Source organism: Pseudomonas sp. 05L36, assembly GCF_056398125.1.
This window is the reverse complement of the sequence record NZ_JBFTOU010000001.1, coordinates 49,822-73,555: the sequence shown is the minus strand read 5'-3', so window position 1 is coordinate 73,555 and position 23,734 is coordinate 49,822. Positions and strand designations below refer to the sequence as shown.

The 23,734-nt window shown below is 52.1% G+C and carries 21 protein-coding genes and 1 pseudogene; 4 read left to right on the top strand and 18 right to left on the bottom strand.

Annotated elements, in window-relative coordinates:
• Positions 1-120: 120 nt before the first annotated feature.
• Positions 121-825 carry a methyl-accepting chemotaxis protein gene (locus AC1DKH_RS00360; protein WP_477797259.1) on the top strand — a complete coding sequence of 235 codons (705 nt, stop codon included), beginning with the start codon at positions 121-123 and terminating at the stop codon, positions 823-825.
• Between the two features lie 405 nt (positions 826-1,230).
• Here AC1DKH_RS00360 and AC1DKH_RS00355 read toward each other — a convergent pair whose 3' ends face one another.
• Together AC1DKH_RS00355 and AC1DKH_RS00350 are read right to left on the bottom strand one after the other, a co-directional pair.
• Complete coding sequence (locus AC1DKH_RS00355) at positions 1,231-2,154, bottom strand: alpha/beta hydrolase (protein WP_223616386.1); 924 nt, start codon at positions 2,152-2,154, stop codon at positions 1,231-1,233.
• A gap of 10 nt (positions 2,155-2,164) precedes the next feature.
• Complete coding sequence (locus AC1DKH_RS00350; protein WP_223616366.1) at positions 2,165-3,043, bottom strand: phytanoyl-CoA dioxygenase family protein; 879 nt, start codon at positions 3,041-3,043, stop codon at positions 2,165-2,167.
• A gap of 198 nt (positions 3,044-3,241) precedes the next feature.
• Here AC1DKH_RS00350 and AC1DKH_RS00345 point away from each other — a divergent pair, with 198 nt between their 5' ends.
• The gene (locus AC1DKH_RS00345; RefSeq protein WP_223616367.1) at positions 3,242-3,988 is read left to right on the top strand and encodes an SDR family oxidoreductase; all 747 of its coding nucleotides are present in this window, start codon (positions 3,242-3,244) and stop codon (positions 3,986-3,988) included.
• 120 nt (positions 3,989-4,108) lie between these two features.
• Here AC1DKH_RS00345 and AC1DKH_RS00340 read toward each other — a convergent pair whose 3' ends face one another.
• The 6 genes and pseudogenes from AC1DKH_RS00340 to AC1DKH_RS00315 all read right to left on the bottom strand — a co-directional run bounded on the left by AC1DKH_RS00340 (position 4,109) and on the right by AC1DKH_RS00315 (position 11,464).
• Positions 4,109-4,681: a carboxymuconolactone decarboxylase family protein gene (locus AC1DKH_RS00340; RefSeq protein ID WP_223616368.1), complete on the bottom strand. Its 573-nt coding sequence runs from the start codon at positions 4,679-4,681 to the stop codon at positions 4,109-4,111.
• Between the two features lie 273 nt (positions 4,682-4,954).
• Positions 4,955-8,926, bottom strand: a pseudogene (putA, locus tag AC1DKH_RS00335) (trifunctional transcriptional regulator/proline dehydrogenase/L-glutamate gamma-semialdehyde dehydrogenase).
• 463 nt (positions 8,927-9,389) lie between these two features.
• Positions 9,390-9,755 (bottom strand): histone-like nucleoid-structuring protein, MvaT/MvaU family, encoded by a 366-nt coding sequence (locus tag AC1DKH_RS00330; RefSeq protein WP_477797119.1) that lies wholly within the window; start codon positions 9,753-9,755, stop codon positions 9,390-9,392.
• A gap of 278 nt (positions 9,756-10,033) precedes the next feature.
• Positions 10,034-10,276 carry an AbrB/MazE/SpoVT family DNA-binding domain-containing protein gene (locus AC1DKH_RS00325; protein WP_477797118.1) on the bottom strand — a complete coding sequence of 81 codons (243 nt, stop codon included), beginning with the start codon at positions 10,274-10,276 and terminating at the stop codon, positions 10,034-10,036.
• 237 nt (positions 10,277-10,513) lie between these two features.
• Positions 10,514-11,011 (bottom strand): 3'-5' exonuclease family protein, encoded by a 498-nt coding sequence (locus AC1DKH_RS00320; RefSeq protein WP_477797117.1) that lies wholly within the window; start codon positions 11,009-11,011, stop codon positions 10,514-10,516.
• A gap of 153 nt (positions 11,012-11,164) precedes the next feature.
• A complete protein-coding gene (locus tag AC1DKH_RS00315; protein ID WP_477797116.1) occupies positions 11,165-11,464 on the bottom strand; it encodes a hypothetical protein in 300 nt (99 codons plus the stop codon).
• 198 nt (positions 11,465-11,662) lie between these two features.
• On the opposite strand from AC1DKH_RS00315, the gene AC1DKH_RS00310 reads away from it, so the two are divergent.
• A complete protein-coding gene (locus AC1DKH_RS00310; protein ID WP_150763540.1) occupies positions 11,663-11,962 on the top strand; it encodes a hypothetical protein in 300 nt (99 codons plus the stop codon).
• A 126-nt stretch (positions 11,963-12,088) separates the two neighbouring features.
• Here the strand turns inward: AC1DKH_RS00310 and AC1DKH_RS00305 are convergent, their stop codons facing one another.
• From AC1DKH_RS00305 to AC1DKH_RS00285, 5 genes are all read right to left on the bottom strand, one after another.
• Positions 12,089-12,274 carry a type II toxin-antitoxin system prevent-host-death family antitoxin gene (locus AC1DKH_RS00305; protein WP_477797115.1) on the bottom strand — a complete coding sequence of 62 codons (186 nt, stop codon included), beginning with the start codon at positions 12,272-12,274 and terminating at the stop codon, positions 12,089-12,091.
• A 48-nt stretch (positions 12,275-12,322) separates the two neighbouring features.
• Positions 12,323-12,679 carry a hypothetical protein gene (locus AC1DKH_RS00300; RefSeq protein ID WP_477797114.1) on the bottom strand — a complete coding sequence of 119 codons (357 nt, stop codon included), beginning with the start codon at positions 12,677-12,679 and terminating at the stop codon, positions 12,323-12,325.
• A gap of 49 nt (positions 12,680-12,728) precedes the next feature.
• Positions 12,729-13,133, bottom strand: a complete 405-nt coding sequence (locus tag AC1DKH_RS00295) for a DUF6957 family protein (RefSeq protein WP_477797113.1) — start codon at positions 13,131-13,133, stop codon at positions 12,729-12,731.
• A 67-nt stretch (positions 13,134-13,200) separates the two neighbouring features.
• Complete coding sequence (locus AC1DKH_RS00290; protein WP_477797112.1) at positions 13,201-13,929, bottom strand: metallophosphoesterase family protein; 729 nt, start codon at positions 13,927-13,929, stop codon at positions 13,201-13,203.
• 3 nt (positions 13,930-13,932) lie between these two features.
• Positions 13,933-14,526: a hypothetical protein gene (locus AC1DKH_RS00285; RefSeq protein WP_477797111.1), complete on the bottom strand. Its 594-nt coding sequence runs from the start codon at positions 14,524-14,526 to the stop codon at positions 13,933-13,935.
• 229 nt (positions 14,527-14,755) lie between these two features.
• Between AC1DKH_RS00285 and AC1DKH_RS00280 the strand changes: the two genes are divergently transcribed.
• On the top strand, positions 14,756-15,214 hold the full coding sequence (locus tag AC1DKH_RS00280) for a helix-turn-helix domain-containing protein (RefSeq protein ID WP_477797110.1): 459 nt from the start codon (positions 14,756-14,758) through the stop codon (positions 15,212-15,214).
• A 1,149-nt stretch (positions 15,215-16,363) separates the two neighbouring features.
• Here AC1DKH_RS00280 and AC1DKH_RS00275 read toward each other — a convergent pair.
• The 5 genes from AC1DKH_RS00275 to AC1DKH_RS00255 all read right to left on the bottom strand — a co-directional run bounded on the left by AC1DKH_RS00275 (position 16,364) and on the right by AC1DKH_RS00255 (position 23,059).
• Complete coding sequence (locus AC1DKH_RS00275; protein ID WP_477797109.1) at positions 16,364-16,627, bottom strand: hypothetical protein; 264 nt, start codon at positions 16,625-16,627, stop codon at positions 16,364-16,366.
• Complete coding sequence (locus AC1DKH_RS00270; RefSeq protein ID WP_477797108.1) at positions 16,620-17,084, bottom strand: hypothetical protein; 465 nt, start codon at positions 17,082-17,084, stop codon at positions 16,620-16,622. The genes AC1DKH_RS00275 and AC1DKH_RS00270 overlap by 8 nt, the downstream gene beginning before the upstream one ends.
• A gap of 850 nt (positions 17,085-17,934) precedes the next feature.
• Positions 17,935-19,740, bottom strand: a complete 1,806-nt coding sequence (locus AC1DKH_RS00265) for a TniQ family protein (RefSeq protein WP_477797107.1) — start codon at positions 19,738-19,740, stop codon at positions 17,935-17,937.
• A gap of 398 nt (positions 19,741-20,138) precedes the next feature.
• Complete coding sequence (locus tag AC1DKH_RS00260; RefSeq protein ID WP_477797106.1) at positions 20,139-21,104, bottom strand: TniB family NTP-binding protein; 966 nt, start codon at positions 21,102-21,104, stop codon at positions 20,139-20,141.
• Entirely contained in the window at positions 21,101-23,059 is a 1,959-nt protein-coding gene (locus AC1DKH_RS00255) for an integrase (RefSeq protein ID WP_477797105.1), read from the bottom strand. The genes AC1DKH_RS00260 and AC1DKH_RS00255 overlap by 4 nt, the downstream gene beginning before the upstream one ends.
• Positions 23,060-23,734: the final 675 nt, after the last annotated feature.

Below are 23,734 nucleotides of genomic sequence, written 5' to 3'. Positions count from 1 at the left end.
GCATCAGCCCAGCAAACGCGTGAGGCTGCGACGCAAGCGTCTGCGATAGCACAGGCATCTCGCATTAGGTTGAACTCTCAAGCGAATGAGGTTGATCAGGTCGCTACGGCGTCTACCGAAATGGCTGCAACTGCACAGGAAGTTGCCAGGAGTACCGCATCAGCTGCTGAGGCGGCGCAAAATAGTAATCTCGCGGGAACACAAGCTGATCGGATCATCGTCAACGCGAGTCAAACAATTCATAAGCTCTCCAATGGCATGAGCCAGAACATGTCACAGGTCAAAGCGCTCGCCGATAGCAGTACGAAGATCAGCTCCGTACTGGAGGTCATTCGAGGGATCGCCGAACAGACAAACCTACTCGCGTTGAATGCAGCGATCGAAGCAGCTCGAGCGGGCGAAGCCGGGCGAGGATTTGCGGTTGTCGCAGACGAAGTTCGAACGTTAGCTCGGCGAACCCAAGATTCAGTATCAGAGAGCCAGCAAGTTATCGAGGCCCTCCAACTGAACACCACCAATGTGGTCTCAGCGATGAGCGAAAGCCACTCACTGACATGCACCACGGTTGAAGAGTTTGCCAAGGTGGGGGATGCACTTCAGCAGATGAGCGTCGGGGTCGGAAAGATAAATGACATGACGCTGCAGATCGCTACGGCCACAGAGGAACAAAGCAACGTGGCTGATGAAGTCAGCGCAAACGTCAGCAACATCAGAGACTTCACTCAGAGCTTGGCAGTGAACGGCCAGGAGCTGGAAACTATCAGCATGCACCTCGATCAGTTGGCTAAATCACTCGAAGAAAAGGTCGACCACTTCAAGGTCTGATTTCCGTACTCCGCGCCCTCGGACGGGGGCGCAATCACCATGTTAAACAGAGCTATCTGCCAACGTAGGCGCAAAATGCCAGCTCCAATAAAAAGTGGACTCGACCATCTGTTCGTGAAGTCCTGGCGTTGGACTCCCTGATCCAGGTCGCTGATATCGAACTGATCAGGCAACCCTTTCAATTTACGTAGCGGCAATGAAATCGTGGCGCCAGACCATGCTTGATTCAGGACAACGAGCCAGCCTCTTCACGGCCAATCTTCACTGTATGGAGATGGCCGTTGCTGAGGGGCGCGCAGACCTTGGGATCGCCGCCACATATGCCAATCACATTCAACCTGACCGCCAAGAACATTGACAAAAAAGCCCCGGAGATTTCCGGGGCTTTTGGATTCGCAAGTAAATTTACAGATGCTGTAAAAACCAGTCCGTCGCTGCCTTACTCGAAGCTTCAAAGTATTTGACGTAAGGGTCGAAGTGACCACCTTCAAGTAGAACCAGGGCCTTCGGCTGAAGCGCCTGCTCGTATGCTTTGAGCGCCAAATCCGTGACCGTCAACGTATCGCGCTTGGCCACAAGCATCAGCAGCGGAGTCGGACTTATGCGATCAATGACAGACCCCGGCTCATACTCATTGAGCATCTCAACGCTCTTGAGCGTTACCTCGTTGCGCCAAGCAGGAGCGATGGTTCGTCCACTGTGGACGAAGAAATCGTAGGAATCCTGCCCTGGAAGAGCACAATCACTCGCTGGGTCTTCATTAACGACTTCGAGCATCATAGGGGTTTTGCCCGCATAGCGATCAGCCCGGTCGACCTCGAATGCATCAAGGACTGCCGGCAGCAAGTCGGGTCGAATGGCGAGGCGCACATCCATCGACCCGCTTATATCAGGCACCTGTGCCGCTACACATTTCACCCGGCGATCAAAAGCTGCTACCTGTAAAACATGTCCACCACTGTAACTTGACCCCCAGATGCCGATCCGCTGACTGTCGATCTGCTCAAGCGTACACGCGAACGTGATGGCGTCTCGGTAATCGCGGATCTGAAGGACGGGGTCAACTTCCTGCCGAGGAAGACCTTCGCTCGATCCGAAATTGCGGTTGTCGTAGATCAATACGGCAAAGCCATTTTGCGAAAATACTTCACCGTACTTATCCAGATACTGCTCTTTTACAGCAGTAAATCCGTGGGCCATGACGATAGCCGGATACTGATTCTTTGCTTGCCCGTCAGGAGTGTACAGCCACCCTCGGAGCGTCAAACCATCGGTGGTTTCAAAGCTGATGTCACTGCGCATTGTTGCCTCTCCAAGCGTCGCCGCCAGTTAATGTGCGTTAAAGGATGTCTTCGGCGGTGGTATTCAAAGCGGCATCTGGAGCAACCAGATAATTGGGATCGCGCATCTCGATCCATCCGCAGAACGGTGGGTTCGTGCTCCAGCCCAACAGGCGCTGAACACGCTCGGGGAACTCACGAACACGCTCACGAGGCACAGCGATGTATTGGTTTTCCTCTTGGCGCAAGTAACCCAAAACCAAGGTAGTTGCGATCGCAGTACGTGGTTTGTCCACCGTCGTGTTTTTGCCACCACTGTGGTACGTCGATCCAAGGTAGATCAAGCCGTCACCAACATTCATCTCAGCCGGCACGGATTCCTCGTAGGTTGGCGCACGATCGTCATCCCATTTGTGGCTACCTGGAATAACTCGCGTCGCACCATTTGCCTCGGTGTATTCGCTCAATGCATACAACACCTGGATCTGACTGTCAGGGCCAGGGTGACTGCGGTGGTGCGCAATATCATCCCGATGCAGCGGCTGTGCTCCTTCACCAGGCATGATCATGATTGCCTGGGTTAATGACATCTGCAGCGCTGGGGTGGACACGTGCTGAACACCGTCGAGCCAATATTTGAAAGGCTTGCACAGATGCTTCTCTGCTGCGCCGTACAACTGTGGCTGAGTGATGAGTTCTTGCATGTGCAGTGACCGGGAGAACAGCCCCGATATGCGCCTTGTTTTACGCCCAACGAAGGAACCGTCGCCGTTAGGAGCAACGTCCAGCACATCAGCCAAATCAGCCCATAATCCGTCGATGGTCTCTTGCTTGAGCATGTTTTTAACAATGCACCCACCATCGCGCTCCAGGCACTCAAGGATGTCGTCGATGCTCGCGCTGCTAGGCAGAGTGACCAACGCTTTTTTGCTACTCATCTTGCTCTCCGGAAAACTTCAGGTGTTCGTGGAGCTTTTATACAAGGCGAATGAGCATTCCTTTATCCATAATCGGCAAGCCGACGTGGCTCCGTGGTCGTTTCCTGCCCTCTGCATCCTTTGCCGATACTGGCTAGGCAAGTTTGCGAAGTGCGAATAGCGTCTCCTCAACAATTCCTATCGTTAAGGGGCACCAGAATGAAAAGACTAGAAGGCAAAGTTGCGTTGATTTCCGGGGCGTCATCAGGCATTGGTGCTGCCAGCGCCATACGATTTGCAGAAGAAGGCGCCAAAATTGTCATCTGTGACATCGATGAGGCGAAGGCCAGTTCAGTTGTGCAAGCAATCCACGCTGCAGGTGGTGAGGCAATATTTGCACGCTTGGATGTTCGGGATGAGAGTCAATGGATTTCAGCGTTTCAGGCAGGAGTATCAAAGTTTGGTTTCGTGAACGTCGTCATGAACAGCGCTGGCATCGCGGTATCCGGCAATGTCGAAACCATGAGCTTTGACGACTGGAACAAGGAGCTTTCAGTCAACCTCAATGGCAGCTTCTTCGGCATAAAACATGCCTTCAAGAACCTGCGGGAAAAAGGTGGATCGATTATCAATCTGTCGTCCATCGAAGGCATTGTTGGCCATCCGGAATACGCAGCATATTGCGCAGGTAAAGGCGCAATCCGAAACCTCACCAAATCAGCTGCGTTGCATGCTGGCCGAAGTGGCTACAAGATTCGGGTCAACAGCATTCACCCTGGGTACATCATGACGCCAATGGTTGGAAATGACCCAGTTGAACTGGAGCGTTTGGCCAAGCTGCATCCAATCGGCTTCCTGGGCGAAGCTATTGATATTGCCAACATGGCGCTCTTCTTGGCTTCGGACGAGTCGCGCTTTGCGACAGGAGCCGAATTTGTGGTCGACGGTGGATTCCTTGCACAGTAAGTAGATGCCCCCTTCGCTTTCACCAAGGATGGTGCCAGCGACCACTGCGCAATCCGTTCTATCGCATTGCGGCGCGCTAACGCGACGGCGTAGAAGATGAGTGACGCTGGGGTTGCTACTTCAGCAAGAGCTAGGCTCGGAAAACGGGAGCGGCGCATCTCCATTACGCCGCACGGCAAAGACGTTGAGTGTCATCGCCACCAACGCGTAATATCCAAAAACACCTGTCAACTCGACAACTGCCGGTTCACCAAGCGTACTGACGGCCTCTGTGTACAGGGCGTCATCTACACGACGATATTCATAAAGTGCCTTTCCGAGATGATAGACGATGCGTTCGTCATCACGCTGAAATTCGGGTAAGACCTGCTGCTTGAGAGCCTCTATGACAAGATCGGAGACCCCCGCGCTGCGGGCAATTGGCTCGTGAATTTGCCACTCTGCCTGGGACTGCCACCAGGCAGCAGTGACGAGAATAGCCAGCTCGGTTAATCGTAGTTCCAAGCGCGTACCGTATCTGCAGAACGCACCAAGCGTTTGCGCATGGTTGGCAAGCTCAGGACTGTGAATCCACGCCAAAAACGGGCCGTCGAGGTTGCCTCGTGGGCCACTGAGAATGTCCTTGAGAACAGCTCTCTGTGAATAATCCATCTGTTCTTCAGACAGTGTCCTGAGGCGCGATCGGATGGTCATATCTAATGCTCCTTAAGGCCCACCTTCGAGCTACGTCCCCAGAAAATATTTGCAGCGATTATTCCGATGTCAGAACTAAAACTGCTGCTTGGACGAGCGCTTAGAAATTACAACCCAGATGAAACTATCAGCCATTACGCCCCTATTAGCCAACTTCGTCGTCAGTAGAATTTTAACAGTCGCTTACTCCCGTCTGCATAAATAAGTCCATCCAAGCATATGCCCAATCGTTGCGCCGCTGCCGATGCAAGATTGGGCATGCTTACTAGGCCCTTAGCTGATAGTCATCAGACTCGCATTCCCCCCTGCTGCTGCAGTATTCACACTGACCGCCCGCTCGATGACCAAGCGCTCAAGGGCTATGCAAACTTCACCTCGGGATAGGCCTTGCACACCTACAATTGCGCCCATGCGTTTGGCCACCTGCTGGCATACAGCTCGTAGCTCGTCTGAATCACCGTGGTGCAGAACGCCGTCGAAAACGACCTCATCGTTCTTCCAGTCGGAAACCAGCTTGATTCGAGAAGCTACGTCTTCCGGCAATCGTGCATGCAATGTCTGGCTCACTTCTGTGTTCGGAAAAACTGCGGTGCTACCCACAGCCAAAACCGCTGCAAGCTGCGTCAAGAGATCACCTTCATGTTCTGCCAGGCAGAGAATCGCTTCACGGGGCAGGATCGTGTAGCTGTTGCGCTCACCGGTAGGGCCAGGCAACAAGCGGGAGATACCCGACTGGGACTCGGTTTCAAACTCTGCGCAAAGGCTAGCCAGGTGGCACAGGTCGTTGGCTTGCGCCCAATCCTTGAAAGTATGCAGTGGACGCATCAGATCCAAACGCAGCGGACAATCGATAGCTGCGCTGCTTTCTTCACGCTCCAATGAAGCTCGGACGGAATTGGCCGGACGGGTCGATAGCAAGCGGTAAAGATAAAGTGGGCCTCCCGCTTTTGGCCCTGTACCGGACAGCCCTTCACCACCAAAAGGCTGCACACCAACGACGGCACCGACGATGTTTCGGTTCACGTAAATGTTGCCCACGTGAGCATTGTCGAGCACCTTGGAAATCGTCTCGTCGATGCGCGTATGGATTCCCAAAGTCAGGCCGTAACCGGACGCGTTGATCTGGCCGATTAATTTGTCCAAGTCTTTGCGTTTGTAACGAACGACGTGAAGCACTGGGCCAAAAATCTCGCGCTGGAGTTCGTCCAAACTCTCCAGCTCAATCAACGTAGGCATGACGAAAGTCCCACGCCGAGTTTCTTGTGCAACGTTCAATGCGACCTGATAAACCGGACGACCTTTTTCGCGCATCGTTTCAATGTGCTGCTCAATACCGGATTTAGCCTCGGCATCGATCACAGGCCCGATGTCTACACTCAAACGCTCCGGGTTCCCCATTCGATACTCAGCCATTGCGCCTTTCAGCATCTCAATCACCCGATCAGCGCTATCAGTCTGCAGACACAAGACTCGCAACGCAGAGCAACGTTGACCAGCGCTATCAAACGCAGATGTGACGACGTCTATCACAACCTGCTCGGTGAGGGCAAATGAGTCGACAATCATCGCGTTCTGACCACCCGTTTCAGCGATAAGCGGGATCGGACGTCCTTGGCTATCCATTCGGCCAGCAACATTGCGCTGCAACAGTCGCGCAACCTCCGTTGACCCAGTAAACATAACGCCCTTGACGCGATCATCCCCGACCAAGGCGGCACCCACTGTTTCGCCTTGACCTGGCAGCAGTTGAACGACACCTGCCGGAACACCTGCCTCCAGCAAAATGCGAACAGCCTGCGCCGCGACCAGAGGCGTTTGCTCCGCTGGCTTTGCCAGAACGGAATTACCAGCTGCGAGTGCCGCTGCAACCTACCCTGAGAAAATTGCCAATGGGAAGTTCCAGGGGCTGATGCATACCACCGGCCCTAGCGGACGGTGACCATCATTTCTGAAATCGTTGCGAGCCTGCCCGGCGTAGTACCTCAGGAAATCGACAGCCTCGCGCACCTCTGCAATTGCGTTGGCAAATGTCTTACCCGCTTCGCGCACCAGGATGCCGATCAGTTGCTGAATCTGTCCTTCCATGAGGTCTGCAGCACGCTCAAGAATCGCTGCGCGCTCAGCAGGCTGGGTGGATTGCCAAATGGCCCCATTACTCGCTGCACTGGAGATAGCGTTACCGACATCCTCAATGCTTGCCTCTTGGACATAGCCGACCACATCGCGATGATCTGAGGGATTCAAGATCGCACGAGCCTCGCCCTTGCTTACCTCACATCCAAGAATTGGCAATGCCTGCCACAACTCACTGGAGGAGGCTAACAGGGCGCTGGAGAGTGATGCCAAGCGATGTTCGTTAGCCAAATCAATCCCGGCAGAATTAGGTCTTTCGCTGCCATAGATATTCTTCGGCAAAGGTATCCGAGGATGAGGGAGTCCAAACCCACCTTCCTTGACTGCGATCTCTTCGATGCAGGCTACTGGATCAGCAACCAGCTCCTGGATGGAAATGGAGTGATCGGCGATACGGTTGACGAATGAGGTGTTTGCTCCATTCTCAAGAAGCCGGCGAACCAGATACGCGAGCAATGTTTCGTGGGTACCTACCGGCGCATATATCCGACATGGGCGGTTGAGCTTACCGTCAGATATCTTGCCCACGACTTGATCATAAAGCGGCTCTCCCATCCCATGGAGGCACTGAAACTCATACTGTCCCGTGTAATAGTTCTGCCCAGCTATCTGATAAATCGCGGCCAAAGTATGAGCGTTATGCGTGGCGAACTGAGGATAAATGGCCTCTGGCACTGACAGCAGTTTTTTGGCGCAAGCAATGTACGAAACGTCGGTATAGACCTTACGTGTATAGACCGGATACCCCTCTAATCCCTCGACCTGAGCGCGCTTGATTTCGCTGTCCCAGTACGCCCCCTTCACCAAGCGAATCATCAAGCGGTGACGGCTTCGACGCGCCAGATCGATGACATAGTCGATCACATAAGGACAGCGCTTCTGATAGGCCTGAATAACGAAACCAATGCCGTTCCATCCAGCGAGCGCGGGTTCAAAGCAAAGGCGTTCCAAGAGATCCAGAGACAGCTCTAGGCGATCAGCTTCCTCAGCATCAATGTTCAGGCCAATATCGTATTCTTTAGCCAGCATCGTCAGGGAAAGAAGACGCGGATAAAGCTCCTCCATGACCCGCTCGAACTGGGCCCGACTGTACCTTGGGTGCAACGCAGAAAGCTTAATGGAAATCCCGGGGCCTTCGTAAATACCACGACCGTGGGAGGCCTTGCCGATGGAGTGAATCGCCTGCTCATAGGATGCCAGGTAGTTCTGAGCATCATGCTCGGTCAATGCAGCTTCACCGAGCATGTCGTACGAATAGCGAAACCCTTTGGATTCAAACTCCGTAGCATTCGCAAGCGCGAGCGCAATGGTTTCGCCGGTGACAAACTGCTCACCCATCAGGCGCATGGCCATGTCGACACCTTTGCGAATTATCGGCTCCCCTCCTTTGCCGATAACACGACTCAACGACGAGGCCAGACCTGTCTCATTGTGCGTAGACACCAACTTGCCAGTCAGCACGAGCCCCCAGGTCGCAGCGTTTACGAAAACCGAGGGGCTGTTACCGACGTGCTGTTGCCAATTTCCATTGCTGATCTTGTCGCGAATTAGCGCGTCACGAGTACCTTTATCGGGGATCCTCAACAACGCTTCGGCCAGGCACATAAGTGCCACGCCCTCTTGAGAAGATAGAGAAAACTCCTGCAGCAGTCCTTGCACGAGACCAGCACGACCGCTTGCCCCCTTCTGGTTGCGCAGCTTTCCCGCAATCATTGAAGCAAGCTTATTAGCCGATGCCGCTTGTTCAGCAGGGAGTCGAGCCTGCTCTACCAGCATGGCCACCATTTCTAGCTCAGGACGGCGGTAAGCAGCTGTGATGGCCGAGCGAAGCACCGACTGAGGATGAATGCTCTCAGCGAAGTCGAGAAACGGCTGAAAGCTTTCGGCCATGTCAGATTCGGTGACATCACTTTCAAGCCCACCGTCAGTGGCGGCACAATTGAACCCCAGGAGCTCATCTGATCCAGTTCCCTGCTCTGACCGTTCGATAAAATTCAGAATAAGCTGCTTGATAACCCAATGGGGGGTTCGCTCAACCGCTTCAGAGGCCCTTCTCAGACGTTCCCGAGCATCAGTCGATAACTTCACGCCGACAGTGGTTACAGAACTCATATATGCACCCGTGTGTATTAGTTTCTTGCGATAGAACCAATAAGTGCCAGCGAAAACCTAACCGGAGCTTGAGCTCAACTTAGAGTTAGAATCGCAAACACATCTCAATAGAACTGCGAATAGACGCGCTCAGCTCGTGATTGAAAAAAGGGGTTTCACCGACGCCTGCAAGCACCTTCGTTTGTCCAACGAGATGACGCACCAGTAAAACTTTTCTCGATCAAGACCGAATTGATGGTAGGGGCGGCACCCAAATCCACCTATCCAGAAAGCGAAAGAGGTGTGACTACCCATCGGTTAGGGCGGCGCGATTGCTACCGGTGAGGAGGTGATTTTCTCTTGCGGAATGACCAATCTACGGGCTGGGTAGGCCTAATTGAGCGTGGAGGGGGTTCACGCAATGCGTACTTCAAAATCCATGAACAAAAGGGCCCTCGAAGGGCCCCTTGTACTCAAACCAAACTCACTTGGTCAGCCAGGACTCAACGGTCGCGGAGCCGTGCTCAGCTTTCCATTCCTTCAGAGTCTTGTGATTGCCACCTTTGGTTTCAACGACTTCGCCGGTGTGAGGGTTTTTATAGACCTTAACCTGGCGAGGCTTCCGAGTACTGGCTTGAGGCTCAGCGACTGGTGCACGACGACCAGGCTTCGGATCAAGCAGGTTGATCACGTCTTTCAGGCTGTAGCTGTACTCACCCAGCAGGGCGCGTAGCTTGGTCTCGAATTCGATTTCTTTCTTGAGGCCTACATCGCCTTTCAGCGCTTCGAGAGCCTGGAGCTGTTCGGCAAGGTGCTTTTCCAGTTGGCGAAATTCTGCGAGCTTGGACATGGTCGTTCTCTAGGTAGTTAGTCGCCTAACAATACACCAAAATCTGTAAATCGGATTAAGGCTCAGCGCTTCCGATGTACCGAAATGTCACTGCTGCTCACCCTTAAAAGAAAATTGCGACTTTGCTCCCAATGGGATCGCGCAGATATGTTCCCTACTGCCTTTTGGACAACGAGAGACGCACAAAACCATTCGGAGTCGCCAACCGCGTGAGTATAGAAATCATGGGTAAGGATCAGTGAGCCCCGCATCCAGCGAGTTAGGTTCGCAGCCCTGGTTTACTCGTCCTCCGCTGAAAGCGGTGAATTGAGGTCAACATCTACCTGACCGAGTAGCGCAAAGATTCGAGCGACCAGACGCGTATCCACAGGCAGCATTCGCTCCGGATACATGTCCATGTCAGCAGCCAGAAGCCCGAGAGTTCGGGATACGGATAGATGGGCTTCCATCGGTTCATTCGCTGGCGAGGTCTTCTGAATGTGGTGCGCGGACTTGATGTTGAGGATACGAGGGTCATTCATGACTCAACCTTATGCGGTTCGACGTTGCAGCAACTGCGGCAGGTTCCGCCTGTTCTGATGCCGAAGTGTTGCTCCGATTAAAGGGAGCTTTTGGATGTGAAAATTATGGTTCAGCAATAATTATGGCTGAGCCATAATTTGGAATAATCCAGTCTTGCCACTTCCCCACCGTTGGTGAAACTCGAATCACCTGCAGCACACCGTCCAAAGCTGATCGGCCTACGTCGTAATGCGCCTCTATAGTGACAACACAAGCCGGGAGGCCAAAATCTTGAAAAGCTCTGCAAGCATCCGCGCGTCTAGCAATGCATGGTGGGGCGGATCAGACAGCTCTACCTGTTCAAGAGCTTCCGCATCGACCTCGTTAAAAAGGATCGCGAGGTTGGTCGGTTGATTCAAAACCTGGACTGGCCATGGTTGATGATCTGCACAAACGAGATCATAGAAAAACTTCCAATCCCGATTGGGCTCATCTGAACACACCTCAAGCTCCTCGGCGAAGCTCCCTAGAAATCTTCGAAGAGAGACTTGGGCGTCGCTAAGCGACTGACCACATCGCAGAGGATCGAGCTGCGGTAAAACGTTCTGGATGACAAAGTCACTGCAGTCGTCGAGCGAATAGGTATTCGTCAACTCAACGTAAAACTCTTCGCCAGACTGCGATACCAGCGCTAGAGATATCAACTTCGAGTACTGATTGAGCTGCGTGAATTCGCAATCTAGGAATATTTTCAACGCCCTGTCCTTTTCAACGAGTGCTAGCGTGGCCTGTCATTGGCGCCCATGCTCGTCCCACTATTTAGAGTACCGATCGATCTGCGAGGAGCATGACTACCAAGTCGGCCGAGTATGATGTGGCGCTGCATTTGTGATTGGGCGTGGGGTTTGTCAGTCATCTCCCCAGGGATCGAATTTGTCCCCATACCTAGCGTGTAAGGCGCGATTGCGCTCGATCCGCCTGATCCACGGATCGTAGTCCGCGGGCAAAGCGGTGAGCTTAGCGCTGATGATCATTTGCACCGCATTGTCACGCAGTAACCTACTGGTCAGCTTGCGGTATTCGCCACGCGTAACCACACCATAAATATCGTGATTATCCTTTACATAGAGATCGGTCATTCCTACCCGCATATGGCCATATTTTTTTACGTCTTCGGGGTAGATGTCCTCTAGGCTTAGGTATCCCATTTCGAACTCCGTGCCAAGAATGTACTCACTGAATAGCACTGCCTCTACGCTCCGCAATGTTCAAAGGCGCCACCGATAGCGTGCACCATCATTGAAGTCGTCCCTTCGCGCCAGCGCCTTCAAAAACCAGCCAACAACAAGCGATTTAGTGTGCGCATGATAGCCTCAGCTCAGTTATCACCGTTCCGAGAATCCGCTTTGAACACACCAAACGCACATGCCGATTTTAACAATCTGATCAACGCTCCGAAATTTTCCGATGACCCCATTGGGCAACGTCAGAAAAAGCGGTGGGAGCTCATCGCTGGAGACATTTACAAAAGCACATCCAGAGAGGCATTGCTCGAAGCCAGGGGCAAAGCCGAAGGCTACATCGATGGCCTGGTAGACGCAGGACATTTGTCGACGAGAGACACAGACCGCGACTATCTCATTTTGAGTATCGTCCAACGACGGCGTGAGTTTTTGCAAAAACTGCTGAACGAGTACGGTTATTGAACCTAGGCGAGCTGTCAGCCGTCCGATGGTGAACCAGCATCATAGGATAGAGTCAGTTTGAAGCGCTCCGCAGGGGTAACTCGGAGCGCTGCTGATCGAAACCGTAAAGGGCTAGCAAGCGATTTCTCAGCGGTCTGACCGAGCTAGAGAATCGAGCTTGGCCTGAATATGCTCCAACTCCTCCGTTGAAACGAGCACGGCGATCCTGCGTCCGTTTTCGATGAAAACCGGTTTGCGAGTCGTGATCACTTGGTCGAGCAACTCGTCAAAATGGGCTATTGCCCTAGCGACTGACCATCGTTCATCTGCCATATGACACGGCCCTACCAGGTGATCAAATGATGGCTTTCATACTACCGATTAGAATCTATCGGCTGACTGGAGAAGCTTTAAAAAGCTATCTCTTCCGAGGTCTCGCCTGAAGCTAGCGATGACGTAATTACCATCTTGAGTCTCGAGCAACCAAAAACGCCCTTCTTTCCTCGCCGACTGAATTTTACCCGTGTGAAGAATTGAACCATCAGCTCTGTGGTAGGCATCATCCTTCTCAGAGTGATCGAATGAAACTCCGACGCATGTGTCATCTGCAATAAAAGCGTCGCTGATGAATGCCGTGACAGGCACCGTGTATTTGCGAAGGCTTGCTCGCACCAAACGGCGCAGCTGAAATTCGCTGACATCTTTACTATGAAATTCCAGCTCAATTACTTCAGGCATCCAACTCAAGCTCCAAAACGACCATGAATAAACCGTCGGCAAGCATCGCTCACCCAGCCTTCATTGAAAAAGCGGCACCAATGCTAGCCACTTTTCTCAGTCCTGCCCCTAGAAGGAGGTAGACCGTATTGTTGGTTTCAAACATGCAGCCTTCACTGAAAGACACGCCGAAATTGCTGCGTACCCACATGCCTGCCTGAAATCGACTTCGACTATCGAAAACGACTTCATGCGCGTACAGAGTCGCGGGCAGTAGACCAAGCCTTGTTAGCTTTTCTTTCTCATCTGAGTTGACCGTGAGGTCGATCAGAATCCACTGCCGAACGATGCAAAACGCTTTGCCTGGGAACGCTTTTGCTGCCAAAGAAATCAAGTCTTCTTGTGAGCCTTCCCAGCCGGCTAACTCTTCCCCGGCGCAGTAAAAGAGTTGCGAGATTTCTTCTAACGTAGCCATGTAATTTTCTCGAATTCGTACGTAGCGAAATTCAGTTCGCTGAGGTTCATCACTGAAAGACGGTTCATCAAATCTCGATTAGCAAATCTGGATCGAAACCAGTCTGTTGACTCGGATAGCCGCGAGGGTTGGAGATCACACGGCACCCATTCTTGAGGAAGTCCGCTGAGACGTGGGTGTGCCCGTAAAACCAAAGATCGGCCTTGCCCACGAGCTCCTTCCAGTCATTGGCATAGGCAGCGATCAGGTGCGCGGGAAGATCATCACCAACGAAATCCGACACCGGCGCATGGTGCGTAACTACAACGGTTTTGCCATCGAATGGTTTGTCCAGTTCCTGGGTGAGCCAGGCATAGGCTGCTTTTGATCTAGCGATCAAGTCATCGGGACGAAGTCGCCGGTAACTCTCATCTGTTCTGATGACGGTGAAGTCGTTCATCCGTTCCCAAGCAATACGTTTCGCAGCAACGACATCTCCGGTCGACGAATAATCTGTCCAGGCTGTAGTGACCAAAAAACGGGTTTGGCCCAGGATCAACACTTCGTTTTCGAGAACGTGGACATGTGGCGCTGCGGCGTCCTTCATTTTTCGGAGCGTGTGATCGATGTGGCCGCCATAAAACTCATGATTGCCACACACGTAGACCACGGGGTACCGGAACACCTCGTTCGCCCATTTCACGCCGCGCGTTTTGATATCAATGTCGCCGGCGAGAATGACTACGTCAGCGTCACTTGGGACGGGATCGAACCGAGCGAAGCCGAGGTGCAGATCTGAGTAGATTTGGAGCTTCATGGATTAACCTGCTGCCGTTGTAGTGGCAGAGCGATTCGGGGTCTGACAGTTGGTGCAATGGAAATGCTTCCCGGCGGCAGTCAAGGCGTCGTAGATCACTCGAATATTGCTGAGCAAGCCTGCGTCGGTCACGCTGGGCGAGCTGCTGTAGATTGCTCCGCTATCGACTTTATGAAGCAGTACGCACTCACCGTTTCTGTCATAGCCGACGATCACACTGATCAACTTTTCCATCCGTTCTAAAGAGCTCCCGTTAATGCAAGCGGGAGTAACAACCTGAACCGCCTCAATCGTGTGCTCTCGGCTCCGCTGAGAGATTAGGTGGGCCAACATAGAGGGGTCTGTTGGCATCAATTTTTTGAACCGAACCCCTGCTCCTTCACAAATGCGAAAGCGAACGTGATACCAAAAATCTTCCGAGTCTCGCTCGACCATCCGCCAAGCCATGCGGCCTAGCCCGGGAAATCCCGGTAGGCCGACAAGACAAGTTTCATCTGAAATAAACATGATGGTTATATCCGTAACATCAATATTCTGGTTTGAGAGCTCTAAGGGCGTGAGTGATGCCATACACGCCCTACGGCGCTTCTTCTGCATTCAACGAGCCTGGGTATGTGGCTTTCGGACAAAAAGGAATGAATCCTTGCCGGCTTTTTGCGTCCATTCGCCAGGTGTCAATTTATGCCTAATGTTTTTTGTTGCATCCTTCTTGAAAGTATGATTAAGACAAGAAGAGGATCACGATACCAGACCCACAGGCTCGCTGTACAGAGTAGCTGGGTCAATAATTTGCTGGCCTTATCCTCCGCTTTGAGGACAAGTCGTCATGCTGACTCAGAGTCTCGCGGTGGTGCTTCGCGCGCTACGAAAAACTAGAGAGCTCACTCAGGAACGACTCCCCTCTAGTAGGAGCTACGCCTTTGCCCTAGAGGCAGGTACGCCGAAAAATATATCGCTAGGCAAGCTACGGGAGCTTTCAAAGAGCCTTGAGATCACTCCCCTGGCGCTTATGGTGTTGTGCGAGTCTATAGAGAGTGAACAGGACTCTCAGGAAGTCATAGGCAAGCTGAAGGAGGAGCTTCGTCATCTCCGCTCGATCGGCCTATATGAGGAAATACGCGAGGAGCAGCTAAGCTCCAGCCTCGTATCAAAAGCTAAAGCTCGCGAAATCGCTGACAGCAAGAGACTCGCTGTTAAGCGTCTCAAAGAGGAAGGTAAATCAAGAAAGGAAGTCGCCGAAGCATTAGGTATTTCAAAGTCTTCTGTCCAGAGATTCTGGGTTTGATTGTTTCCAGCCACTCACCTGGACTCAAGTCGTCGCTGGCTAGATCGTTGGGTTGAAACCAGTAGCGGAGAAAAAACGCGAATTGTCTCTGGAGAGAAGGAAGATGCTAAAAATACGTGTATGTCAAAGAGCTTATGCGTGCTTCAGCTAGACGAGTGAGGTGTGGTGAGCCACCTCACTCAGCCCATCGTCGCTCTTGGCAAATGACAGAATGTGGGAATGGTAGGTGCGGACAATCTCAAGCGACTTCTTCTCGGTGAACTAGTTCTACCGACCTTCCCTTACCTCAACGCACGGCCATGTTAATTCAACAATTACGAATAATGCACTGATTCGGCGTTTATTCGCAAAGCCCAACTGTGGATATATCCTGACTTTTGGCCAAGCTATGGTTCATAGAGCCGCTTTCGCAGGGGTGCTGTGCGTACTCCGTATTATCCGTGGTGCCCGGTCTACCGACCTCACGGACGCCACGCACCGTCGCTAAATTGCTGACTCGAGAATGCCCGGACGACCATTTCCCTTGAGCAGCTCGATGCTCTCGCTGAATCGCTGGGTTTAGATGCGATCGCCTTGATGGCGTTGTGTCTGTCAGCGCGTGGAGGGTCGTGCCTCTGGAGAGGATTCTCGATTCGATCGTCAAGCTGACCGACTTCGAAGCCGCCGGTGGGATGAAGCTGATTCGGGAGCAATTCGACGCCACTGGCTCTCTAGTCAAGAGGTCTCGCGGTAGACCGCTAAATACCGAGAATGAGACGGCGGTGCTCGCGCTTAAGGCTGAAGGCGCATCACCTCAGCAGGCTGTTACTAGGTTGGGGTTGGCTCTGACGTCGGTGATGGCATATTGGAGAAAATGAGGACAGTCGGCTAGATTCAAACGTTTGCGTAGAGAGTCCTTCTGAAAGCGACGTCCATGAAACACTGATGTGTTGCGATCAGGGCATCAGCCTAAGTGAGGCTACGAGAAAGCTCGGAATTTACCAGACGACTTGGCGTGAGGCCCATCGATTACGGCGGTTGCAGTCTGAAAGGTTTATGAGTCATTCGCGCACTTTAACCTGCACGTTCAGTACTGGCGTCAGCAGCCGGCCGAATACATAAATCTGAATTCACCGGCTAGACCTAAGTTTGAGTACTCGAGAAACGAGATCATGGATGTGCCGTGCGTTTAGTGCGCTTCTGAGGTTTTGCAACCACCCCCTTTCTTCTTATAGCCGACTGCAGAGCACGACCAGGATCAATCAATTTCATGATATCCATAGAGCTGAAGTCGTAATCACGAGCCAACTTGTCTAGCTCACCTAAAAATCGCGCCGCCTTAATAACTTCAGGATCCCGTAGCAGAGGTGCTATTGCCTCGTACTCCATAGTAATTCGGTTGCTAAGTGCGATGAATTCTTCAACGCTAGTCATTAGTCTTCTCCCCAATGCCGTGGCCATGCCCATCAACCTCGTCCGAAGCAACTAAATCGTGATCAACATTAGTGCTTCGCTCAGAACTAAATTCGTTCGTTTTACCATTGGCACGATGGGAACTCACAGAGATACTCTCATTTTTCCGCGGTCGCGCTGAGGGCGACGCAGCTTCCAATCGCTGAATCATTTCAAGCAATCCGGTATTGGTTCTAGCTTCCAGGCTGTCAACATCGCCGTTTGCGTCACTGCCCGCCCCACCATACCTAGCCGAAAGAAGGTCGAAGACTTGGTTGAGGGTATACCCATAATCTTTGGTCAGCGCTTCCAGCTTGATGTAAAACTCCATATCCAGCTTGTAATCCACGCCGTCTTGCTGCTTCTTCAAACTGCGCAGGGCCTGCTCAAGCTCAAACTCCTTGAGCCGGTACTCGACAAGCGTATGCGTTCTGACCATGAGCTACTCCAACTTCGCGGAGAGACTTGGGAGGTGGCCTACCCAGTATAATAGCCTTCCAGACCTATAGAAACCGCACCCTCGGTGTCACCTGCGACGTATACTCAACATTTTCAGTCACTTAACAGCACTCCATCGGCGCTCACGACCTTTCGTCAGGTTTTATATCAACGTCGGACTGTCAGACGCGCGCATCTTGAGCAGCGTTCAAGGTCACAAAAAGCCTCGAAAACGACTGTTACATGAGCGGTAACAACGTCAGACAATGAGCTGCAAGGTGCGGCACTCAGAGATCATAGAAATTCTGCTGCTGCCCCCGTCAATTTATGGGTATTAAGATTATAGTTGGATTAATGCCGGCGCGAGCTCGGATTAGAGCTGGGATCACCGGCAGGCTTCGATGGCCGTGCTCACGAGGCAGCATTATTTGAACAATGTTTAAAGATAGAGCAGGTGATTTATCTTATTAAATTCAATGTCTTAAAGCGCCTTCATGACCTCGATAGTTGAAGCCTTTCTAATTTCCCGCTGCGGATATATCGAGCAGCGGTTAGCTGCAATCTAGGACAATATTCTGCTATTGTGAGCACTCAGCCGTGAGCAGCCAGCGCCTTGCCTCGCACCCGCCTAGGAGCCGACCAGAGATGGGAAGGTGGAGTTGAGAACGCTATTATTGGCTCGAGCGCTTACTGCTGGCACACCTGAGCATTGAAGGTTTAGTTTTGCTCGACGGGCCAACGTTGCGGATGAATGCAATCAACACGCCACTTCCATAGCCCATTGAGCCAAATGTGAATATTTTCCCTTATTCCCTTATTCCCCCGACCTTCAACTTCTCCGCGGGCACCCTTCACACCCCAAAAGCCCATGCTATGCACTCATAATCCGAACTGCTGAGTGTCGATTTCGCCAACTCCGAAAGTGTGACTCTCTGACTCTTACAATACGCCAAACCGCCTAATGAGGAAACTTCACTACGAAATATAGGAAATGGAAGAGAATACGGCCTAGTAGTGTCCCGTATGAACTTCGCCTCAGAAACATCAATCATTCCAAATCCGACACCTAACATCCAATATGCCACAGCCACATCACGCGGACGCGCCGAATCGGGTTTAAGTTTAGAAAATATCTTTCCATTCAGATTATTCGTTACACCTTGCGGCCTTGTGAGCCGATTGAAGAAATAACATCTCGCGAAGCCTTGTGCTCCATTTCCATTTGGGTCTTGCAGCCAATAAGCCATCAAGAATTCAGCTGCCTTTGCCGAAGGCGTAGTGTCGGCTGTAAGCCCGAAAAACCACCTTTGCATTCTAACTACCAGAGCTAGTAGGCGCTCATTGTCTGCTTTGGCCTGGGTGGATGATGAATGTTGCAGCGGAAACTGCGTGACAAGCCTGGAGGCAGGGCTTGCAGCATACTCAGCGAAAGCCCGCCACGCTTTGTCTAGAATAGTGAAGGTCGAGGTGGCTAGTCGTTCGAAGAGGACTGGCGTGCCGTGCCGCAGACAAACGCTCATCCGCGGTTGCCGCCAATCCAAGCGCATGGCTGGAGCAAGGCCTGCCGCCACATCAACCTTGAAGCACTCCGGGCAGTAGTTCAGCGCCTTGGAGTAAGGAATCATTCCGGCGTTGCTGGGGGTTTTGGAATGGTTGGTGCTGCCAGGGCTTGGCAGTGCGAACTGTGCAGAGATGTAGAGACAGTCAGACAGACTCAATGACTGGAGCAGCTCAAGATTGCACCATTGCATATCGGGGTCTGAGCCACCTTTACTGCAATGCAAAACCAGGTAGTCACCCAAGCTGTGCCCGATGCTGTGACTGGCCCCTATGCTTTGCCTGGCGACCCAAGAAGAGAAGGATTCGTTATCAACCGCTGGGTGGAAATGCAGCAGGCCGCTTTCCGGTAATGTCGAATGCTGCGAAGGCCAGGTGACATCGCAGGGCCCTCCCTTCCCACTCCTCGGTATCTTTGCTCGACCACCAGCGCTACCTGGTCTTTTTGAGGCGGCACAAGTCGCTGCAGAGCCTGCTGATTCTCCTGCAGCTTGTCGGCGATGAAAAATTGAATATTCCTCATCATCACATACCCACATGGCGGGTATTTCATCGCTGACCAATGCTTGCGCTGAGAGGTCGTCGGTGATCTTATCTATCAGGATTCTGATCGCTAAACCAACCTTCCCACGAGACTTTTGGTGCATGGCACCTACGTTGAGAGTTTTAATACGATCCGGGGGGCACGGCGCCAGCACGCTTAGCGCGACGCTGGTGATGAATTGGCCAAACTTTGAGTTGGCTGGCATGGGATGAAGCTTTATAGTTTTGCACTCCACAGAAGCAGACTTCAAAGCGACCTGCAGCCACTTCACCGAGTTAGTATTACCGAACAGCACGAACTTCGCTGCCTGGCTGGCTCGCAGGAGCATGATGATTGTATCTGCGTTGGCACTCTGTGCCGTATCGTCAGAACCGTAAACGTCAACGTCATGGACGATGACGCATTCGTAGTTCCGGGCCTTCAGTACTGCCAGCTCTAGGGCATTCAGGCCTACCGAAGATGACCCAGGCGTGTTACCGATTTCCGGTGGAATCCGAAGCGCAGCGTCCAAATTTGCTTTGAAGCTACCTGGCTCCATAGCCGAGATTCTATCCATGGCCAACACACGGCGACCTGTTGCTCGCAGCTTCCGGGAAAGCTGGCTGGCCAGGGCGGTAGCACCACATCCTGGTACACCTACTACAAACATTACTTCTCGCCGCGCGCGGGCTGCCCCCTCCTCTAAGGCGCTACACTGGCGCTCCATGAACTGATAACACTCGTTCAGGGCGTCTTGGTTGCCAGAGGCTTCAGACCAAAACTCCTCGGGTTCATGGTGGATCAACGCCGAGCTCCTGTCGCGCTTGCGCGAGGTCTGGAAATTGCAATTTTTCTTGGGTTATGGCGTTGCGCTGCAAGAGATGTCGGTATACCACTAACAGCTAGCTCGCCCCGAAGTTCGGTGCGCAGCAAAAAAAGGTGGTTACACCGAACTGTCTGCTTACACCCGCCTGCTTATCCGTCGAGCGTCGTTTCTGGATACGGCATTGGCCGAGTTTCCAGGATCTCCAGTGCTTTGTTGACACCCTGCATGCTCTTCCATGCGTTCAAGATGCTCTCCGCGTTGATGTATTCCTGGCCGCTCTCGACGGCCATCCGACAGGCCTCTCTCAAAATATCCACGACGGCTCGGCGCGAACGGTACTCTACCTGGACACCATTTTCAGTTGTTGTCGTACGGGCGCAGTCAGACAAAACTTTAAGGAGTTCTGAGTTGACGATCGACTTCTGACACAGAGGCATGTAGCAGAGATAGCCGTTCACGAACGATTCCCCTTCGTAATCACTCGTCCATTCAGTTAGCCCAGCTTTCCGAAGATTGAACCGTGTCATGAGTGTTGCATCATTGCTGAAAACCTCGCGAAGACCATCCGGCGTTCCGCTTAACATCACGTTCAACTGCCAATCAGGCCCAGAAAGCCCCTTTATTGCGCCATGCTCTCCATTGAGCCGCTTCTGCGACAGTATCTGGCTAAGCAGCGGGACTTCATCGATGAACACAGCGCGAACATTATTTTCCTTGATCAACTGCTGAGCCAGCGCTATATCACGGTAGGACAGCGTAAGCGGCCGCTTGTAAAACTTCCTCCCCATTTCCGCCAGAAAGAGCTTCATGATGTTCAGGTTTGCTTGGTTCTGCACAAGGTCGATGTAGATCACCTTGCCGGCCCATATTGAGTTCGGCTTGCAGCTTTGTGTCTGCCAGCGCTGACCTAGTAACGATTTTCCAAGCCCAGGATGAGCAATCAAGGACATCCCGGCATTAGAAGTGCACCTGGGTAACGACACCAAACGCTGTGCGCTCAGCTCCGCCGCCATCGCCGTGGGGTGCATAAGAAAGATTTCACGCATGCAGGCAAGCGCCCGCTCTTCGCGTGGCAGGTCGAACAGCTCTTGGGTCTTCTCAGTAAGGTGACTCATAGGTCATCGTCTCCCATCATCGGTGGCGCGGGGCCACGTGGCTGCGATGCAGAGCGTCCTTTCGACGCATCTGTAGCTTGATTGCCCTTGGAAATCTTCGCGTCGGGCGACGAAAAGGGCTCGGTAAGCGTCGTGGGTTCGGTGCGTTGACTCAGTAGGCCTGGGCTTAATGAGGACAACACACGCTCTTGGAGCGCTTTTGACTCTTCCAGCCTCCTCTGTTGCGTATCCGTGACTAGTGACGTCATTAACCTTCGCTGCTCATTAACGTACAGCAACCCTACGATCGTGAGTTGTCCTGTCTTCTGGCCAAACTTTCTTTTGATATCCCACGCCCACATTGTTTTCGGAATACCATCACTATCCTTGTTAATCAAAGAGACCTCGATCCATTCACTATCAAACTCTACCCAGGCTCGATGTATATCATTGTGATCGATCTTGAGCCTTACCGGCGTGCCAACTTTATGTTTGTACGGGCCGACCTCGTAAAGTAACCCAATCGTTAAAATTCCTTCACGCCGAACGCTAATATGATACTCGTGAAGTATGTCTATCCAAAAATGTTTAGGATCTGGTAGGGTTCTCGGAACCCTGATAACGCCATCATGTATACCGAAGCTGTTCTGCCAGTGTTGATTAGGTGTTAATCCATTATCGCCAGGGCGTTCATGCCAAATGCAAATTTGTGTAATTATAAGGATGAATAAATCAGTGATGGAATAAGTAGCCATAGCCTGAGGATTTTCACCCCGAGCAATTTTACGGTTCGATGCAATTGCACCCTTCAGCCTTTGCATGAAAAGTGGGTTTATCTTTCCAAATCCCCGCTCAACCTTACCGCCGCTTTGGGGGCGCATTCTCCTATGCGGAATGATACCGTGCTTGTCAAGACCAACTAGCACGGTTTTGGCGTTTAGGTCACCCCCGCCATCAACTCGATAGTTTTCCCCTGCCCCATATTGCATCCAAACAAATCTGCCAGATAACCCAAACTCCTCCATCAACGCATCTTTAGGCTGTATTGCCATGAGCATGGCATCAGCCAGAGTGTTTCGCGATGACGCTCGGAACGTAAGCGCGAAGCCAAGGTAAGAACCTGTATGATCATCTACTATAATAGTTAGATTTGGTCTACCGAGCCAACGACCAGTTTTGGGATCAGTTGCGTGACAGTCTAATGGGCTATTGTCAGCATGAATCAGTTGCAAGGCATGAGTAGTGAACGTGCCGTGGTCAAATGTGTCAAATTTATCACGCGCTGCTTTAGGGCCTTTATCATTTGCTAGCGCTTCGCGAGCAGAGATATTCTGTTTGTGCCGACGCCTGATAGTTGATGGAGATGGGGCTATCTCACAGGCCTCTAAACACCGCGCCTGAGTACCGTTAATCGCAGCCTGCACGGTGCCGCCTGGGCCTACAGTGTCCTCTTTGCTTGCTGTTGCCATTATGGCTTCGACATTTGGGTCGAAGCGGGTTTCGCCTTTGCGACGCCCTGGTATACCAGGTATTAAACTCTCCCAGTCGGGCCATTTACGATATCTAGCCAACAGGTCATTCAGAACTGTTAATTTAACCCCCAACTTCCCCATGGCCCACACTTTATCGGCCTTGGTTATTTTTTTTGCTTCGGCTCTTTCGGCTTCGTACAATGGATGGATAACACGTGCACGCTCCCTAGCCGTTAGAATCTGATCGTCCGTGTACCTGGACGCCGGCTTCGGCTTTTCAGCCTCTTTGCGTTGTTGCTCTACATCAGCAAAAACCTCCCCCCGAATACGCTCAGTAATATCCGAGGAAATCTTTAGGAGGCTGTCCCTATGGACTTTAGAGGGCTGTTCTAGTTTCCCTGAAGGCTGGACTACATAGCTATCTGTCTCAGTGTCAAAATCGAGAACGGTGAATATTCCACCACGCTCTTCGAGCAGTACGCTCTCGCCCACCACGTAGTCCATGACGATTACTACCGGCGCTGGTCAATAAGCAATGTGCGGTACTGATTAGCGAATTGACGCAGCCTACTGCGCACCAAATTTACCGTTGGGGGTTCGATTTCGTGGAGCTGGCACATATAGCAAACGTGTTGCCAGCAGTCGACCGTGGTATATGACGGAAAATATGAACGCACAAACTCTTTGTGAATGATATAGGTTGTCAAAGGCATGCGGCGATAATTGGCTGATGTTTCTAAGATGACTCTGATGTATTTCGAGAGGATTGACCCATTACCAGCCTCGCGCCCTGTGGGTGCCGATGAGTATTGGGGATGGGCGAGCCGAAACTTTTCCACTTCCTCATACATATGATCCTCGAAAACGCTATAACCATTATCCAGGACGTGCACTCGCGCTGGGCTGAGGGAGAAGCAATGCCCGTCAGACAGCCTGCAGAGTTTTACGATGTCTCGGGGCGGCCGATGGATACTCATCACAACGAGCAGTTCAGGCCCTAAATCCGAGGTTGCGAAAGCGCCTACATATGACATGGAAGAACTCTCCTTTCAGGAGCGATCAAAGTACCAGTGATCGTATGAGAGAGAGCATAGCCCGCGATCAGTCGAGGAAAGGTACCGCTTGTCCAAATCACCGTGGATATGTAACTTATTGATTCATATAGACCTACTTTCTTTG

What these genes read in the sequence shown, in the direction of transcription:
- AC1DKH_RS00360 (WP_477797259.1), top strand. Translation starts at nt 121, where the DNA reads ATGGCTGCAACTGCACAGGAAGTTGCCAGGAGTACCGCATCAGCTGCT.
- AC1DKH_RS00350 (WP_223616366.1), bottom strand. Translation starts at nt 3,043, where the DNA reads ATGAGTAGCAAAAAAGCGTTGGTCACTCTGCCTAGCAGCGCGAGCATC.
- AC1DKH_RS00345 (WP_223616367.1), top strand. Translation starts at nt 3,242, where the DNA reads ATGAAAAGACTAGAAGGCAAAGTTGCGTTGATTTCCGGGGCGTCATCA.
- AC1DKH_RS00340 (WP_223616368.1), bottom strand. Translation starts at nt 4,681, where the DNA reads ATGACCATCCGATCGCGCCTCAGGACACTGTCTGAAGAACAGATGGAT.
- AC1DKH_RS00330 (WP_477797119.1), bottom strand. Translation starts at nt 9,755, where the DNA reads ATGTCCAAGCTCGCAGAATTTCGCCAACTGGAAAAGCACCTTGCCGAA.
- AC1DKH_RS00325 (WP_477797118.1), bottom strand. Translation starts at nt 10,276, where the DNA reads ATGAATGACCCTCGTATCCTCAACATCAAGTCCGCGCACCACATTCAG.
- AC1DKH_RS00315 (WP_477797116.1), bottom strand. Translation starts at nt 11,464, where the DNA reads ATGGGATACCTAAGCCTAGAGGACATCTACCCCGAAGACGTAAAAAAA.
- AC1DKH_RS00305 (WP_477797115.1), bottom strand. Translation starts at nt 12,274, where the DNA reads ATGGCAGATGAACGATGGTCAGTCGCTAGGGCAATAGCCCATTTTGAC.
- AC1DKH_RS00300 (WP_477797114.1), bottom strand. Translation starts at nt 12,679, where the DNA reads ATGCCTGAAGTAATTGAGCTGGAATTTCATAGTAAAGATGTCAGCGAA.
- AC1DKH_RS00295 (WP_477797113.1), bottom strand. Translation starts at nt 13,133, where the DNA reads ATGGCTACGTTAGAAGAAATCTCGCAACTCTTTTACTGCGCCGGGGAA.
- AC1DKH_RS00290 (WP_477797112.1), bottom strand. Translation starts at nt 13,929, where the DNA reads ATGAAGCTCCAAATCTACTCAGATCTGCACCTCGGCTTCGCTCGGTTC.
- AC1DKH_RS00285 (WP_477797111.1), bottom strand. Translation starts at nt 14,526, where the DNA reads ATGCAGAAGAAGCGCCGTAGGGCGTGTATGGCATCACTCACGCCCTTA.
- AC1DKH_RS00280 (WP_477797110.1), top strand. Translation starts at nt 14,756, where the DNA reads ATGCTGACTCAGAGTCTCGCGGTGGTGCTTCGCGCGCTACGAAAAACT.
- AC1DKH_RS00275 (WP_477797109.1), bottom strand. Translation starts at nt 16,627, where the DNA reads ATGACTAGCGTTGAAGAATTCATCGCACTTAGCAACCGAATTACTATG.
- AC1DKH_RS00270 (WP_477797108.1), bottom strand. Translation starts at nt 17,084, where the DNA reads ATGGTCAGAACGCATACGCTTGTCGAGTACCGGCTCAAGGAGTTTGAG.
- AC1DKH_RS00265 (WP_477797107.1), bottom strand. Translation starts at nt 19,740, where the DNA reads ATGGATAGAATCTCGGCTATGGAGCCAGGTAGCTTCAAAGCAAATTTG.
- AC1DKH_RS00260 (WP_477797106.1), bottom strand. Translation starts at nt 21,104, where the DNA reads ATGAGTCACCTTACTGAGAAGACCCAAGAGCTGTTCGACCTGCCACGC.
- AC1DKH_RS00255 (WP_477797105.1), bottom strand. Translation starts at nt 23,059, where the DNA reads ATGGACTACGTGGTGGGCGAGAGCGTACTGCTCGAAGAGCGTGGTGGA.